A 15,595-nucleotide genomic window follows, 5' to 3' on the forward strand; every position below is an offset into this window, starting at 1 on the left:
TTGGTCGCGCGGCCTATTGCACCCGTCGCGGCCGCGACGGAACGCGGCACCTGAACTAGTTGAGGCCCAGCGCCCGCGCTAGGTTGAAGGTGAGGAAGCTCGCAGCATAGGCCAGCGCCAGCATGTACAGGAACGTCACCACCATCCACTTCGCGCCGCCGGTCTCGCGGCGGATCACCGCGAGCGTCGAGGCGCATTGCGGGGCGAAGATGTACCAGACCAGCATCGACAGCGCGGTCGCCAGCGTCCATTTCTGCGCCAGCACCTGGCCGATCGCATCCGCCGCTTCCTTGCCGCCCTCGATCGAATAGACGGTGCCGAGCGCCGCGACCGCGACTTCGCGCGCCGCCATGCCCGGGATCAGCGCCACCGCGATCTGCCAGTTGAAGCCGATCGGCCGCAGCAGCGGCTCCAGCGCATGGCCGATCATCGCCGCAAAGCTGTAATTGATCGCCGGTCCCTCCGCGCCCGCGGGCGCGGTCGGGAACGACGCCAGGAACCAGATCAGCACCATCATCGAGAGAATCGTGGTGCCGGCGCGATAGAGGAACATCTTGGCGCGATTGAACACGCCGATCGCGATGCTGCGCAGCCGCGGGATCTTGTAATCGGGCAACTCCAGCATGAACGGCGCCGGCGCATGCTCGCGCCACAGGAAGAATTTTGCGATTGCCGAGACCGTCAGGGCGCTGGTGATGCCGGCGGCATAGAGGCCGAACATCACGAGCCCCTGCAGATTGACGAAGCCCCACAGTGTAGTCGACGGGACGAAGGCCGAGATGATCAGCGTGTAGACCGGAATGCGCGCCGAGCAGGTCATCAATGGCGCGATCAGGATCGTGGTGAGGCGGTCGCGCGGGTTGTCGATCACCCGCGTCGCCATGATGCCGGGGATGGCGCAGGCAAAGCTCGACAGCAGCGGGATGAAGGCGCGGCCATGCAGCCCGGCGCCGCCCATGATGCGGTCCATCAGGAACGCGGCGCGCGCCATGTAGCCGAAATCTTCCAGCAGCAGGATGAACAGGAAGATGATGATGATCTGCGGCAGGAACACGATCACGCTGCCGACGCCGGAGATCACGCCGTTCTGCAGGAAGCTCTGCAACAGGCTCCAGCTTTCGGGCAGGATGTCATGGATCAACTGCCCGAGCGCGGCGAAGCTGTCCGACAAGAGCTCCATCGCCGGCTGCGCCCAGGTGAACACCGCCTGGAACATCACGAACAGGATCACGGCCAGGATCATGAGACCCCAGACCGGATGCAGCACGACCGAATCGATCCGGTTGGTCAGCGTGTCGGGCTTGGCCGGCAGCGTCACCGCCGCGGCGATGATGCGGTCCGCCTCGCGCTGCGCCGCCTTGAGATCGGCGATCGTCGGCGCCGTCCATTCGCTGGCCGCCGCCTCGTGCGACTTCGCCAGGAATTCGTCGGTCCGCTTCACGAGTTCGTCGACACCGCCCTTGCGGACCGCGACCGCGGTCACGATCGGCAGGCCGAGCTCGTGCGACATCCGATCGAGGTCGATCGTAACGCCGCGGCGCTTGGCGATATCGATCATGTTGAGCACGAGCATCATCGGCCGGCCGACCCGCTTCAGCTCGAGCACCAGCCGCAAGGTCAGCCGCAGATTGGTGGCGTCGGCGACGCAAAGCACGAGATCGGGCACCGCCTCGCCGTCGAAGCGGCCGAGCACGATGTCGCGGGTGATCTCCTCGTCCGGGCTGCGGCCGCGCAGCGAATAGGTGCCGGGCAGGTCGAGCACGGTCACGCTGCGGCCCTCCGGCGTGACGAAGCCGCCGGATTTGCGCTCGACCGTGACGCCCGGATAGTTGGCGACCTTCTGGGTGCTGCCGGTCAGCCTGTTGAACAGCGACGTCTTGCCGGTGTTCGGCGCACCGACCAGCGCCAGACGCAGGGATGCAGTGGTCATTCGACGATCACAGCCATTCTACGATTACAGCCATGGCTTCGCTCCGGCGCAGCGCGATCGTGATGTTGTCGACGCGCACCGCGATCGGGTCTCTCCGGATCGTGCCCTCATGCAGGATTTCCACGCGCGCGCCTTCCACAAATCCCATCTCGACCAGGCGCTGCTCCAGCTCCTGCGGAGCGAGCGATGAGCCCGTCACGAGCGCATCGAGCCTGATGATCTTGCCGACAAAACCGCGATCCGCATGCCCGAGCCGGATGTCGTCTGAGTTGTTTGGATCGCCTGTCATGCGGCCTGTTTTTCAGCAGGTAGTCACAGGGTCAAGCATTTGCCCGTGAGAGGTTTTAGAACTCCTAAAAACAGCGTCCGGAGGCGGCATCCGGATCGATTTTCCGCTTGACTGCCGGCGAAGTGCTAACGAGGCCGTGATGGCACCGCGCGCCGTCCGCGCCGCGCCCCGGACGTGAGCTGGCTCCCAATTGACCGATCCAGGTCGGCCTCCGGTAACCTTGAGCGGCCGCGGAATGACAAAGCAGCCCCCGGGCAGCCCGCCAAGGCGGGGATTCGCTTTCTCCGCCGCAACGGTTTGCGTTAAGGTCCGCAAGGAGCCGGAGCGCCCGTGCAGACCGCACACCGCAATTCCTTGAGACTGCTGCAATGGATGATGGCCGCCTCGCTGGCCCTTCCGCTGGCGCTGTTCGCGTTTGCATCCGCAATGTCGTGGATCTCGACCAGCGATGCCGCCGACCAGGAGATCCAGCGGACCCTCGATGTCACCCATGAGCACGCGCTCAAGGTGTTCGAGACCATCGATCGCAGCCTCGCCGAAGTCACCGAGGTCATCCGCGGCATGCGCGACGACGACATCGTGGCCAACGACAAGGGCCTGCACCAGCGGCTGCGTCAGGTCGCCCTGGCGCTGCCGCAGGTGAAATCGGTCTGGGTGTTCGATGCCAACGGCCGCGCCCTCGTCAACAGCCTGGTGCAGCCGGCTCCCGACGTCGACTTCTCGGATCGGGACTACTTCCGCATCCATACCCAGGGCGACATCGGCACCTATATCGGCGAGGTGCTGAAGCCGCGGCCGCCCTATCAGGGGTCGCGGTTCTTCGGCGTCGGCCGGCGCCGCAGCAACCAGGACGGCAGCTTTGCCGGCGTGATCCAGGCCTCGGTGCTTCCGGAATATTTCGAGAATTTCTACGCCCGGATCGGCAGCGAGCCCGGCAGCTTCCTGGCGCTGATCCGGGCCGATGGCACGGTGCTGGCGCACTTTCCCGTGCTCGACCACGACATCCGGTTCGAGCCGGGCGGCCCGCTCGGACAACAGCTGGTCGCCCATCCCGAGGCCGGTACCATGACGATCCAGTCCCCGGCCGACGGCATCGAACGGCGCATGCGCTATGAGCGGCTGGCCGGATATCCGATCTATGTCAGCGCCGGCCTCGAAACCGAGGCGATCCGTTCGCGCTGGATATCGACCATGGCCCAGCACCTGATCTTCGGCATCCCGGCCACCGCACTGCTGTTCGGCCTGCTCGCGCTCGCCTTCCGGCGAACCCAGCGCCTGCAGGAGGAGGCCAACCGGCGCATCGAGGCCGAGGAGGCGTTGCGGCACGGCCAGCGGCTGGAGGCGCTCGGGCAGCTCACCGGCGGCGTCGCGCACGATTTCAACAACCTGCTCACCGTGATCCGCGCCTCGGTCGACATGTTGCGGCGGCCGGATCTGCCGGAGCCGCGGCGGCAGCGCTACATCGATGCGATCTCCAACACCGTGAACCGTGCCGCCAAGCTGACCAACCAGCTGCTAGCATTCGCGCGCCGGCAGACCCTCAAGCCCGAGGTGTTCGACGCCTGCCAGAACGTCCGCACGCTGAGCGAGATGATCGCAACCCTGATCGGCTCGCGCATCGAGATCACGGCGCAGGTGCCGGACGAGACCTGTCTCGTCAATACCGATGCCGGCCAGTTCGAGACCGCAATCATCAACATGGCGGTGAATGCGCGCGACGCGATGGACGGCGTCGGCCGGCTCACGATCGCGGTCCGCGCCGTGGACGATCTGCCGCCCGCGATGAGCGGGCCGCCGAGCCCGTACGGCCATGTCGCGGTGTCGGTAGCCGACACCGGCGTCGGAATTCCGCAGGAGCTGTTCGGCCGCATCTTCGAGCCGTTCTACACTACCAAGGAGGTCGGCCACGGCACCGGCCTAGGCCTGTCCCAGGTGTTCGGCTTCGCCAAGCAGTCGGGCGGCGAGGTCACGGTCTCCAGCGAGGTCGGCAAAGGGACGACATTCACGCTGTATCTGCCGCGCGTCACCGGTGAGCACAGCACGCAACCGCCGCTCACGGAGGATGCGCCCTCGGTCGATCGGACCAGCGCGTCGGTCCTGATCGTCGAAGACAATGCCGAGGTCGGCAAGTTCGCCGCCGACACGCTGACCCAGCTCGGCTGCACCTGCGTGCTGGTCGACAACGCCACCCACGCGCTGGAGGAGCTCGCCGTCGACCCGAGCCGGTTCGACCTGGTGTTCACCGACGTCGTGATGCCCGGCATGAGCGGCATCGAGCTCGCGGAGGAGATCCGCCGGCAGGGGCTCGATCTGCCGATCGTGCTCGCCTCCGGCTACAGCCAGGTGCTGTCGCAACAGGGCAGCGGTGGTTTCGAATTGCTGCAGAAGCCCTATTCGGCCGAGCAGCTCGCGCGCGTGCTGCACAAGGCCGCGCGCTCGCGCCGGCTGAAGCGGGATCAGGCGCCGGCGGAGTGAATGAATCGCATGCGCGTGCCGCACATCCGCCGTCGTCCCGGCGAAGGCCGGGACCCATACGCCGCGGCTCGTGTTGTGAAGGTGGACTCGTCGTCGCAGCGTCCCACAACAAGCAGCATTTGGGGTTGATGGGGTGGACGGCCCCCTACGGCATCAGTGTGCCAGAATGAGGTTGTTGCAAATCTCAGACAAGGGAGCCGTCCGTGAGAGAGATTATCCGCATTGGAATGGATACGTCGAAGCATATTTTTGTGCTGCATGGGGTTGATGCGGCGGAGCAGGCGGTGTTGCGCAAGAAGCTGTCGCGCAAGCAGGTGCTGGAGTTCTTTGCCAAACTGCCGCCGACCGTGGTCGGGATGGAGGCGTGCGGTGCGGCCCATTACTGGGCTCGGGAGCTTGGCAAGCTCGGCCATGAGGTGAAGCTGATGGCGCCGCAGCTGGTGAAGCCGTATGTGGAACGCAACAAGAATGACGGGCGAGACGCGGACGGGCTGTGCGAAGCGATGAGCCGGCCGCGGATGCGGTTTGTGCCGGTGAAGAGCGCCGAGCAGCAGGCCGCGCTGATGCTGACGGGCGTCCGCGACGGGCTAATCGCCCGCCGCACCCAGCTCAGCAATGCGATCCGCGGCTATGCGGCGGAGTTTGGCCTGGTCGCCGCCAAGGGACTGGACAAGATCGAGCCGCTGCTGGCACGGATTGCGCAGGACGAGAGCCTTCCGGCGCTGGCGCGTGAGCTGTTCGCCATGCAGGGCCGCGACTACACGCAGCTGCAGGGCGAAGTGAAGACGATCGAGGCCAAGCTTTTGGCCTGGCACCGGGCCAACGCCACGAGCCGCCGTCTGGCCCAGATCCCCTCGGTCGGTCCGATCATTGCGACGGCGTTGGTGATGAAGACCCCCGACCCGCACGCGTTCCGCTCCGGCCGGTGGTTCGCGGCCTGGCTCGGCCTGACACCCAAAGACCATTCCACCGCCGGCAAGACCAGGCTCGGCAAGATCACCCGCGCCGGCGACGAGACCCTGCGTCGGCTGCTCGTGGCAGGAGCCACTGCGGTGATCCGGCAAGCAAGGCTCGGACGCGGCCAGCCCTCGCGCTGGCTCGTTGCGCTGCTCAAGCGTAAGCCGCCGAAGCTGGCGGCGGTGGCGCTCGCCAACAAGGTTGCCCGCATCGCCTGGAAGCTGATGGTCACGGGCGAGAACTACGACGCCGCACGGATCAATGCCGCGCCGGCAATCGTCACCTAAGAGTTTGGCCGGCCGGACGCTGCACTCGCCGGCCGAACCGGAGCTGCAAGAGCAGATGGAATGATCGATCGATCCAGCACGCGAGACAAGCCGCGGGACCCATTGGCCTTCAGAAGGTCGCCAGGTTGTTTGGCACTCGCGTCGCGGAAACCATCTTGGCCCAGCGGTCAATCCGACCGCATCAAACAGGCCGGACATATGGATGACAGCGATCCGACCAGTTCCAGAAACCTCTTGTGCCACGGGGGCCGTCCACATATGGGTCCCGGCCTTCGCCGGGACGACGATGAGGATGAGTGCTCGATTCAGGGTGTCAAACACGCGGTGTCATCGCCAGTGATTGACAGGAAATTGCTGAGCCGCCCGTCGGGCCATTCTGTCGCACGGCCTCGGAACCGAACGGAACCGTCTGATTTGCCTCGCGTTGTCGTGACATGGGCAAGGCCGCGGCAAAATCCGGATCTTCGCGCAAGCCATCTTCGGCGAACGCCGCCGCGCCGACAGAAGCGGACGACAAATCCGAATTCGTCGAAGTCATCGCCGAAGGCGGCGATCACGTCGAACCGCCGCCGCCGGAAGTCCTCGAACCCGATCCCGAATTGTCGCCCGAAGAGGCCGAAGAGGCGCGCAAGGACTATCTGCTGACACGGTTCTGGATCACCGCGCGCGGCTACTGGGGCCAGAGCGGCGACCGCCTGGCGGGGCTGTTCACGATCGGCCTGTTGCTCCTCATCGTCGCCAATGTTGCCGTCCAGTACGGCATCAACGTCTGGAATCGCGCGATCTTCGATGCGATCGAGCAGCGCGACGCGGCCACTGTCTTTCACCTCACCGCCATCTTCTTTCCGCTCGCGATCGGCAGCGTGCTCCTGGGGGTTGCCCAGGTATTCGGCCGCATGGCCATACAGCGGCGCTGGCGCGCCTGGCTGACCAACGCCGTCGTCTCGCGCTGGCTGTTGAATGGCCGGTACTACCAGCTCAACCTGGTCGACGGCGATCACAAAAATCCGGAATACCGGATCGCGGAGGATCTGCGGATTGCGACCGACTCGCCGGTCGATTTCATCGCCGGCGTGACCTCCGCGCTGCTGTCCGCCGTCACGTTCATTGTGGTGCTGTGGACGATCGGCGGCGCCCTGACGCTGACGCTCGGCGGCGCGTCCGTCACCATCCCGGGCTTTCTGGTCGTTGCCGCGATCATCTATGCCGCGATCGCGTCCGGCTCGATCATGGCGATCGGGCGCCGCTTCGCGCAGATTTCCGAGGACAAGAACCAGGCCGAAGCCGAATTCCGCTACGTCCTGACCCGGGTCCGCGAGAACGGCGAAAGCATCGCACTGCTCGGCGGCGAGACCGAGGAGCGCGACGGCATCGACAGGACGTTCTCGAACGTGCTGCGGCAATGGGCGCGGCTCGCCGGACAGCACATGCGCACGACGCTGGTGTCGCAGGGATCGGGCTTGATTGCGCCGGTGATCCCCCTTTTGCTGTGCGCGCCAAAATTCCTCGACGGCAGTATGTCGCTCGGCCAGGTGATGCAGGCGGCGTCCGCCTTCACCATCGTGCAGGCTGCGTTCGGCTGGCTGGTCGACAATTATCCGCGGCTTGCCGACTGGAATGCCTGCGCCCGCCGCATCGCGTCGCTGATGATGTCGCTCGACGGCCTCGAGCGCGCCGAGACCGGCGGCGGCTTCGGCCGCATCACGCGCGGCGAGACCGCGGACAACGCCATGCTGAGCCTCAACGACCTCTCGGTCACGCTCGACGATGGCACCGCCGTGGTCGGCGAGACCGAGGTCGTGATCGAGCCGGGGGAACGGCTGCTGGTCGCCGGCGAATCCGGCACCGGCAAGAGCACGCTGGTCCGCGCCATTGCCGGGTTGTGGCCGTGGGGCGGCGGCAGCGTCAGCCTGCACGCGGACCGCCGCCTGTTCATGCTGCCGCAAAAACCCTATGTGCCGACGGGCACGCTGCGTCGCGCGGTGGCCTATCCCGCCGCGGCGGAGGACTGGAGCGTCGAGGAGATCGGCGATGCATTGCGCAAGGTCGGCCTCGACCATCTCAAGGAGAAGATCGAGGAGGACGCGCCGTGGGACCAGACGCTGTCCGGCGGCGAGAAGCAGCGGCTCGCCTTTGCGCGCCTGCTGCTGCACGCGCCCGACATCGTCGTGCTCGACGAGGCGACCTCCGCACTCGACGAGAAGAGCCAGGACAAGATGATGGAGATGGTGACGGCGGAATTGCCGAAGGCGACCATCGTCAGCGTCGCTCATCGCGTCGAGCTCGAGGCATTTCACAGCCGCAAGATCGTGCTGGAGCGCCGCAAGGGCGGGGCCAGGCTGGTCAGCGACGTCGACCTGATCCCGCGCAAGGGCAGACGACGATTGCTCGGGGGCTTCCTGCGGCAGCGGCGGACGTCGGGCAAGGCGGCATAACGGTCATTGGCGCTCCCGTCAAAACCGGCTATGCATGCCGCGCTTTTGATGAGGCTATGCGTGATCCCCAGCAACGACATTTCGCCGGCGCCGTTCGGCGCCTTCGCGCCCAATGCGGCGCAGGCCGCGATCATCCGGCTGGCGCACGGTTCAGGGCTGAAGCGCGGCGCGTTCCGGCCGTGGCTGTCGCGGCTGGTCAATCTGTTCGGCACGGGGCCGCTCGACGTGACCTATCAGGGCGCATCGTTCCGCTTCTATCATCAACAGAGCGCGACCGAGCGCGGCGCGCTGTTCAATCCCGACTACAATCTTGAGGAGCTCGCTTTCCTGCGCCGGCATGTCGCCGCCGGCGGCACCTTCGTCGATCTCGGCGCCAATGTCGGCACCTATGCGCTGGCGCTGGCGCATGACGTCGGCCCCAATGGCAAGGTGATCGCGATCGAGCCGCATCCGGTGACGCATGCGCGGCTCAAGTTCAACACGCAGGCGTCCGGCTATTCGCAGGTCCGCCTGGTTGCAGCGGCCGCTGGACCTGCCGATGGCGAGCTGATGATCGAGACCGACGGCGACAATCTCGGCGCCAGCCACATCGTCACCGGCATGCCGACCGGCAAGGCGTTCAAGGTGCCGTCGCTGCGACTGCAACGCATCCTCGACGAGGCCGGCGCTGCCAAGGTCGATGCGCTGAAGATCGACGTCGAAGGTTTCGAGGACCGCGTCCTCATCGGCTTCCTCCGCGACGCGCCGGAACAGCTGTGGCCGCGCGCGGTCGTGATCGAGCATCTGTCAAAGGACGAATGGACCGACGACTGCATTGCGGACATGCACACGCGCGGTTACGTCGAGCAGGGCCGGACGCGAAGCAACACGCTGCTGATGCGGGCCTGAGCGGACCCCTCCTCCGCGCGCGGGAGAGGTGAAACGAGATCGCGGACCCAGATCCGCAACAACAAGGGAGGCTCGCGATGATCGACCATATCGGCTTTTCGGTCTCTGACTACGAACGCGCCAAGGCGTTCTACCGGGCGGCGCTGGCACCGCTCGATTACAGCCTGATCATGGAAGTGCCCGCGGAGGTGACCGGGCACGCGCCGGCGGCAGGCTTCGGCGCCAACGGCAAGGCGGATTTCTGGATCGGCGGCGAAGGCGCGATGAACAAGCCGGTGCATATCGCCATCACGGCAAGGGACCGCGCCACCGTCGACGCCTTCTACAAGGCGGCGATGGCGGCCGGCGGCCGCGACAATGGCGCGCCCGGCATTCGCGCGCATTATCACCCGAACTATTACGGCGCGTTCGTGCTCGATCCCGACGGGCACAACATCGAGGCGGTCTGCCACACGCCCGGATAACGCGTTCAACCCGAGGTTCCGACGACGACGCGGGCAATCCTCAGCCGGAGGTTCCCGAAGCTGTGTCCGAGCCCGGCGAGCCGCCGCGACGTATATCACCAGTACATGGGCGTCCGGACCGCCGCCCGATGGCTGCGACAGATGGACCCGCGCCGCAGTGAGTCATTTGCGCGCCTTGGTTCCACATGGACTGCAACTGTGTCCGGGCATTTCTTCTGAATGCGCCGTGAACAAATGCGCACGCAACCCGTTATAATGTCGAAATAAACTTCGCCGATGATTCGTCGCTCGCCACAATCCGGCCTAACGGCTGGCAATTCATCGTCCTGCCGAATTGTTCGGTTCTCACTTTCTTTCCTGCCCAGACTTTCCGCCGGGGACTCCAAGACATGACAAAGCTTCGTCTCGTGCTGCTCGCCACGACTGCGATGACGGTAATGCCGTTCGCGACTTCAGCGTCGCACGCCCAAACTTCGCCGCTGGTCGTCGCACAGGCGCAGCAGAAGGAAGAACTCGGACCTGACGGAAAGCCGAAGGCGCGACCGGAGAAGCCTGCGCCGGGCGCTCCGGCACGTCCGACACCGCCGGCCGCCGCGCCGCATCCGCAGGCGCCGCCGCCCGCTGCCGCACCGCCGGCGCATCCGGCTCCGCCGCCTGCCGCAGCGCCCGCGAAGCCGACCCCGCCCGCAGCGCCTGCGCGGCCCGAACCGCCCGCAGCTGCGCCCGCAAAGCCGGCGCCGCCACCGGCCGCCGCACCGCATCCGGCACCGCCGCCCGCTCCGGCACGGCCTGAACCGCCCGCCGCGAAGCCCGCGACGCCGCCGGCAGCCGCACCCGCGCGGCCCGAGCCGCCAACCGCGAAGCCGGCGCCATCGCCCGCACCTGCAAAGCCGGAGCCGCCCGCAGCCGCGAAACCTGCGACGCCGCCCGCAGCAGCGCCTGCACATCCCACGCCGACTCCGCCGCCCGCGGCAGCGCGGCCGGGCACGACGCCTACTCCCGCGCCGGGAGCCGCGCACCCGCCGACACCCACGCCGGGCGCCACTCCGGCAGCGCCGGGTGCCGCACATACGCCACCGACACCCACGCCAGGCGGCACGCCGGCGCGCCCCGGCACGCCGCCCGCGGCCGGAACACCGACGCCGGCAGCGCCAGGAGCTGCGACACCAGCTCCGGGAGCTGCGGCACCGGCCGAGCGCCGGCCTGGTGATCGTCCGGGTGGTGAACGTCCCGGTAGCGAACGTCCCGGCGGCGCCAAGCAGCCGCCCGGCGCGGCCTCTCCGGCAACGCCCGCGCCGTCAGCGACGACGCCTCCCGCAGCAGGCGCGCCGGCGCGACCCGGCACCGCGACGCCGGCACCCGGCGCGACACCGACGCCCGGTCAACAGGGACGTCCAGGCACACCTCCCGGAACGCCTGCAACCCCCGGCGCAGCAACGGGTGCTCCCGCTGCCACTCCGGCGCCAGCGGCACCCGGTCAGCAGGGACGTCCGGCGACACCGCCCGGCACGCCCGCGGCCCCGGGAACAGCGGGCGCGCCTGCTGCTGCGCCGGCTCCGGGTCAGGCCGCACGCCCCGGCGTTGCGCCCGGCGTATCGCCAGCCCAGGGAGCCGCCATGGGCGCGCCGGCACCGTCGGTCGTCCCCGGCTCGGCCGCCGCAACGCCGCCGCCCGGCCGCGCGCAATACGCCCCGCCGACGGTTGCGCCTGCGTTCCGCGCTGCGCCAACGGTCGCAGCACCGCTGCCGCCGCCGCCACGGCATGACAACATCAAGCCGCTCGCCATCGGCGCCGCGGTCGGTGCCGGCGTGGTGGCCGGTGCCATCATCGGCGGGAGCATCGCCGACCTGCACGGCCAGCGGCAGGAGGTGGTCGAAGGCGGCCGCACCATCTACACCGAGCCGGACCGCGTCATCATCCGCGATCCGGGCGGGCAGGCCTATGTGCGCGGCGACGACGTCTATCGCTTCCGCTATGGCGCGCGTGACATCCGCACCGAGACGGTCGGCGGCGAAACCCGCACCGTCGTGGTTCGTCCCGACGGCAGCGAGATCATCACCGTGGTCGGCTCCGACGGCCAGATGCTGCGCCGTATCCGCAGGGATACCGGCGGACGCGAGGTCGTCATCATCGACAACAGCTATCGCGATCCGCGGGCGGTCGGCGGCTTCTATGTCGACGCGCCGCCGCCGGTGGTCAACATTCCCTATGATCGCTACATCGTCGACGCTCAGGACGCGTCGCCCGACGTGATCTACGAGACCATGGAGGCACCGCCGGTGCAGCGGATCGATCGGCGCTATTCGCTCGACGAGATCCGCTACAGCCCCAATGTCCGCATGCAGATGCCGAGCATCGACGTCAACACGATCAACTTCGACTCGGGATCGTGGACCATCCCGCCGGACCAGGCGGCGAGGCTGCAGGTGATCGCCGACGGCCTCAACCGGGCCATCCAGCGCAATCCGCGCGAGGTGTTCCTGATCGAAGGCCATACGGACGCGACCGGCAACGACACCGACAATCTGTCGCTGTCCGACCGCCGTGCGCAATCCGCCGCCGAGTTGCTGACGCAGCAGTTCGGCGTGCCGGCGGAAAACCTGACCTCGCAGGGTTACGGCTCGCAATATCCGAAGGAGCAGACCGACGGACCGAGCCGCATCAACCGGCGCGTCACCGTCCGCCGCATCACTCCGCTGCTCAACGGCGGCACCGCCTCCGCCGCCCCGCCGCGCTGAGCCGGGAGACATCACACTACGAAATGGCCGGGAACGATCCCGGCCATTTTTGTTTTGTGACGGCGTGAAACACGTGTCAGCAGGCCAGGTCCACCATCCCGTCATTGCGAGGAGCGGTAGCGACGAAGCAATCCATTTCTCCGCTTGCGGCGCGATGGATTGCTTCGCTTCGCTCGCAATGACGGCGAGATTATTTCCCCGCACCGAGCCCCAGCGCCTCGACCATCACGCGAAACACTTCGGTGTTGTCCATCGAGCCGTGGACGCGCTCGCTGCCCGGCCCGGTCGCGGTGAGGATGACATCCTCGCCGGAATGCACGCTGGCGCCGATCATCGCCGGCAGATTGCCGAAGCGCAGCACGACGCCAGGAACGTCCTTGTACTTGTCGTTGGCCTTGAACGTATCGGGCGCATCGCCCTTCGCGGTCGGCTCGTTCGGATCGTCGAGTTTCGGGCGGAACGTCTCATAATGATCCGGCAGGCTGGCCGAGAAGATCGCAAGCCGCCTGGAGACATCGACGCGTGACGGATAACCCTCCGCATCGGGCGCCGGATAGTTCGGGAAGCCGGCCTTCTCGTAGACGCCGACGCGCTCGCGCAGCGGCACGTTGGGCACAGCCGCCATGTCGTCATTGATGGTGCCGACCAGGCTGTTCGGGTGGTTGTGGTCGGCCACGACCAGGATCAGCGTGTCGTCACCCCGCGCCTTCGCCCAGTCCTTTGCCAGCCGCACCGCATTGTCGAGCATGATGGTGTCGTAGACCGCGCGCTCCATGTCGAGCAGATGGGCGTATTTGTCGATCAGGCCGGACTCGACCATCAGGAAGAAGCCGGATTCGTGCTTCGACAGCACCGCGAGCGCGACCTGGACCTGCTCGGTCAGGTCGGGCTGCTCGGGGAATTTCTTGACGCCGCCGCCCTTGAGGAATTTGCGGTCGAGCGCGCCGTCCATATTGCCGGGCGCGAACAGGCCGAGCAATTGCCGGGTCTCCGGCTTCGCGGCCAGCCCGTTCAGCTCGCTCGCGGTGGTCGCGACCGGATAACCCGCATCGCGGAAGCGCGCGAGATAGTCGACATCGTCCTTGCGCTTAGATCCCGCCGCGGACTGCGGCAGGAAGTTCGCGGCGCCGCCGCCCATCAGCACGTCGGGCCTGGCGTCGAAATATTGCGCGACGATCGCATCATAGGCGGCGCGGCGGCGGGTATGCGCGACCATCGCCGCCGGCGTCGCGTCCTCGACCTCAGTGTTAGTGACGATGCCGACGGCGAGGCCCGCCTTGCGCTTGACGAGGCTCGCGATGGTTTCGACCCTGGGATCATCGAGCGGATCGGGCGTGCGATCGGCGTAGACGCCGAGCGCGTTGACCGCGGCCTTGTGGCCGGTGGCGTAGGCGCTTGCGGCATTCGCCGAATCGGTGATGATCGAATCCGAGCCTGCAGTTGCGACCAGCGCCATCTGCGGCATGTCGTCGATCGCGAGCTTGCCGCGGCTCTTGCCTTCAGCGATTCCCTTGGAGAGGATCCGCGCGGCGACACGGTGCGACGGCGACATCCCGTCGCCGATGAACAGGATCACGTTCTTGGCCTTACGCGCCCCGGTGTCGTAGACCGTCCAGGTCACGGTGCGGCTCTGCGTGCCGTCGCTGACTTCAACGGTGACCGGGCCGGGCGTCGTGAGCGAGACATCGCGCAGCAGCAGAGCCGACTGCTCCTTGCCTGCCTCGCGCGCGGTGAACGTGCCGGGCTGACCAAACGTTGTCGCATAGTCCGCGCCGTTCAGCGTCACATTCAGCTTTGCCTGATCGACCACGCCGGGAAATTCGACCTTGAAGTCGAATTTGGCGCCAGTGAGGATACCGGCACGATCGATCGGATAGATGGTCTGCGCGAGCACCGGCGCTGCCGACAACAACAGGCTGACGGCCACGCCGGCCATAGACTTGATCATGATCGATGCTCCGCCCCTTGCGCATGATGCGCGGTAAGGGCGGAGGCTAGTGGCGGTGAATGACGCCGCAATGAGGCGGCGCCGGGACCTATTGCCGCAAGGGCCGCCAGGAACGTCGGCGCCGTCAGCGCGCCATCTGTTGCGGATCGTAGAAGAAGCGCTCCTCGACCAGTTCCTCGCCGCGCCAGGTCTGCCAGGCGACCTCCTCCATGCTGCGGACCTTGCCGTCCTTGGCCGTGAATTCGAACCGCCAGCAGATCGCGGAGTGATCGCCGTCGATCAAGAGCGGCCCGAGCCGCGTGGTCTTGACGCCGGCGACCGCGGCGAGCACCGCGGCCTCGCGCGCCGCCAGCGCCTCGCGGCCGACGCGCCATTCGCCGTCGTTCTCCTGGGTGCGGGCATCGGCCGAGTAGAAGTTCCTGATGGCACCGACATGGTCGTTGGACTCGACCGTGTCAGCGAAGGCTTGCAGCGTCTTGAGCGAGGGCATGGGCACTCTCCATTTACCGACTTATGGTCGGTATTTATCGACTGACAGTCGGCAAGTCAACTGGCGTCGCTGCGGAACCTGGGTTAGAGATGCGTGATGGCAACCCAGGCCGAACGGCGCGAGAAAACCAGGGCTTCAATCGTCAAGGCGGCGCGGCGCATCTTTGGCGAGCGCGGCTTTGCGGCCGCGACGATGGACGACATCGCCGCAGGCGCGCGTGTCGCCAAGGGCGCGGTCTATCATCACTTCGCGACCAAGGAGGCGGTGTTCGAGGCGGTGTTCGAGCAGGTGTCGATCGACCTCGTCGCCGATCTCGACCGCATCTCGCGCGCCGAGAACGATCCGCTCGCGGCGATGGCGGCGGGAACGCAGGGCTATTTCGCGGCCTGCTCGAAAGGCCCGACCGGCCAGATCATCCTGCGCGACGGCCCCGCCGTGCTCGGCTGGGAGCGCTGGCGCGAGATCGACGCCAAGCATTTCGGCGGCAAGTTTCCCCGCGCGCTGGCGGCTGCGATGGACGCCGGCGCGATCGCCAAGCAGCCGATCGAGCCCTTAGCGCGGCTGCTGCTCGGCGCGGTGACGGAGGCCGCAGTCGCGGTGTCCGCGGGTCCCGACATCGGCAAGACCGGCACGGACTACGCGCGCGCGTTCCGCTCGCTGCTGGATGCGCTCAGGGTGAAGTAGGCCAACATCT

11 protein-coding genes are annotated in these 15,595 nt (G+C 67.1%); 7 read left to right on the forward strand and 4 right to left on the reverse strand.

All coding sequences use genetic code 11. The features are described from left to right. Positions 1 to 55: 55 nt before the first annotated feature. Positions 56 to 1,930 (reverse strand): ferrous iron transporter B, encoded by a 1,875-nt coding sequence (gene feoB / locus ACVILL_RS12155; protein WP_456729256.1) that lies wholly within the window; start codon positions 1,928 to 1,930, stop codon positions 56 to 58. 7 nt (positions 1,931 to 1,937) lie between these two features. After that, positions 1,938 to 2,219, reverse strand: a complete 282-nt coding sequence (locus ACVILL_RS12160) for a FeoA family protein (RefSeq protein WP_456729257.1) — start codon at positions 2,217 to 2,219, stop codon at positions 1,938 to 1,940. 330 nt (positions 2,220 to 2,549) lie between these two features. Between ACVILL_RS12160 and ACVILL_RS12165 the strand changes: the two genes are divergently transcribed. The 6 genes from ACVILL_RS12165 to ACVILL_RS12190 all read left to right on the forward strand — a co-directional run bounded on the left by ACVILL_RS12165 (position 2,550) and on the right by ACVILL_RS12190 (position 12,463). Further along, the gene (locus ACVILL_RS12165; RefSeq protein ID WP_456729258.1) at positions 2,550 to 4,694 is read left to right on the forward strand and encodes an ATP-binding protein; all 2,145 of its coding nucleotides are present in this window, start codon (positions 2,550 to 2,552) and stop codon (positions 4,692 to 4,694) included. Positions 4,695 to 4,897: 203 nt separating this feature from the next. Beyond that, positions 4,898 to 5,938, forward strand: a complete 1,041-nt coding sequence (locus tag ACVILL_RS12170; protein ID WP_456729259.1) for an IS110 family RNA-guided transposase — start codon at positions 4,898 to 4,900, stop codon at positions 5,936 to 5,938. 434 nt (positions 5,939 to 6,372) lie between these two features. Further along, complete coding sequence (locus ACVILL_RS12175; protein WP_456729260.1) at positions 6,373 to 8,373, forward strand: ABC transporter ATP-binding protein/permease; 2,001 nt, start codon at positions 6,373 to 6,375, stop codon at positions 8,371 to 8,373. A gap of 30 nt (positions 8,374 to 8,403) precedes the next feature. Next, entirely contained in the window at positions 8,404 to 9,261 is an 858-nt protein-coding gene (locus tag ACVILL_RS12180) for an FkbM family methyltransferase (protein WP_456729261.1), read from the forward strand. 77 nt (positions 9,262 to 9,338) lie between these two features. Then, entirely contained in the window at positions 9,339 to 9,725 is a 387-nt protein-coding gene (locus ACVILL_RS12185; protein ID WP_456729262.1) for a VOC family protein, read from the forward strand. A 389-nt stretch (positions 9,726 to 10,114) separates the two neighbouring features. Next, positions 10,115 to 12,463 carry an OmpA family protein gene (locus ACVILL_RS12190; protein ID WP_456729263.1) on the forward strand — a complete coding sequence of 783 codons (2,349 nt, stop codon included), beginning with the start codon at positions 10,115 to 10,117 and terminating at the stop codon, positions 12,461 to 12,463. A 190-nt stretch (positions 12,464 to 12,653) separates the two neighbouring features. On the opposite strand, the gene ACVILL_RS12195 is transcribed toward ACVILL_RS12190, so the two are convergent. Then, the gene (locus tag ACVILL_RS12195) at positions 12,654 to 14,411 is read right to left on the reverse strand and encodes an alkaline phosphatase (protein WP_456729264.1); all 1,758 of its coding nucleotides are present in this window, start codon (positions 14,409 to 14,411) and stop codon (positions 12,654 to 12,656) included. Between the two features lie 124 nt (positions 14,412 to 14,535). Continuing rightward, positions 14,536 to 14,901: a nuclear transport factor 2 family protein gene (locus ACVILL_RS12200; protein ID WP_456729265.1), complete on the reverse strand. Its 366-nt coding sequence runs from the start codon at positions 14,899 to 14,901 to the stop codon at positions 14,536 to 14,538. 96 nt (positions 14,902 to 14,997) lie between these two features. Here ACVILL_RS12200 and ACVILL_RS12205 point away from each other — a divergent pair, with 96 nt between their 5' ends. Further along, a complete protein-coding gene (locus tag ACVILL_RS12205) occupies positions 14,998 to 15,585 on the forward strand; it encodes a TetR/AcrR family transcriptional regulator (protein WP_456729266.1) in 588 nt (195 codons plus the stop codon). The last annotated feature ends 10 nt before the right edge of the window (positions 15,586 to 15,595 follow it).

The sequence above is a fragment of the Bradyrhizobium sp. USDA 3364 genome (genome assembly GCF_054056355.1).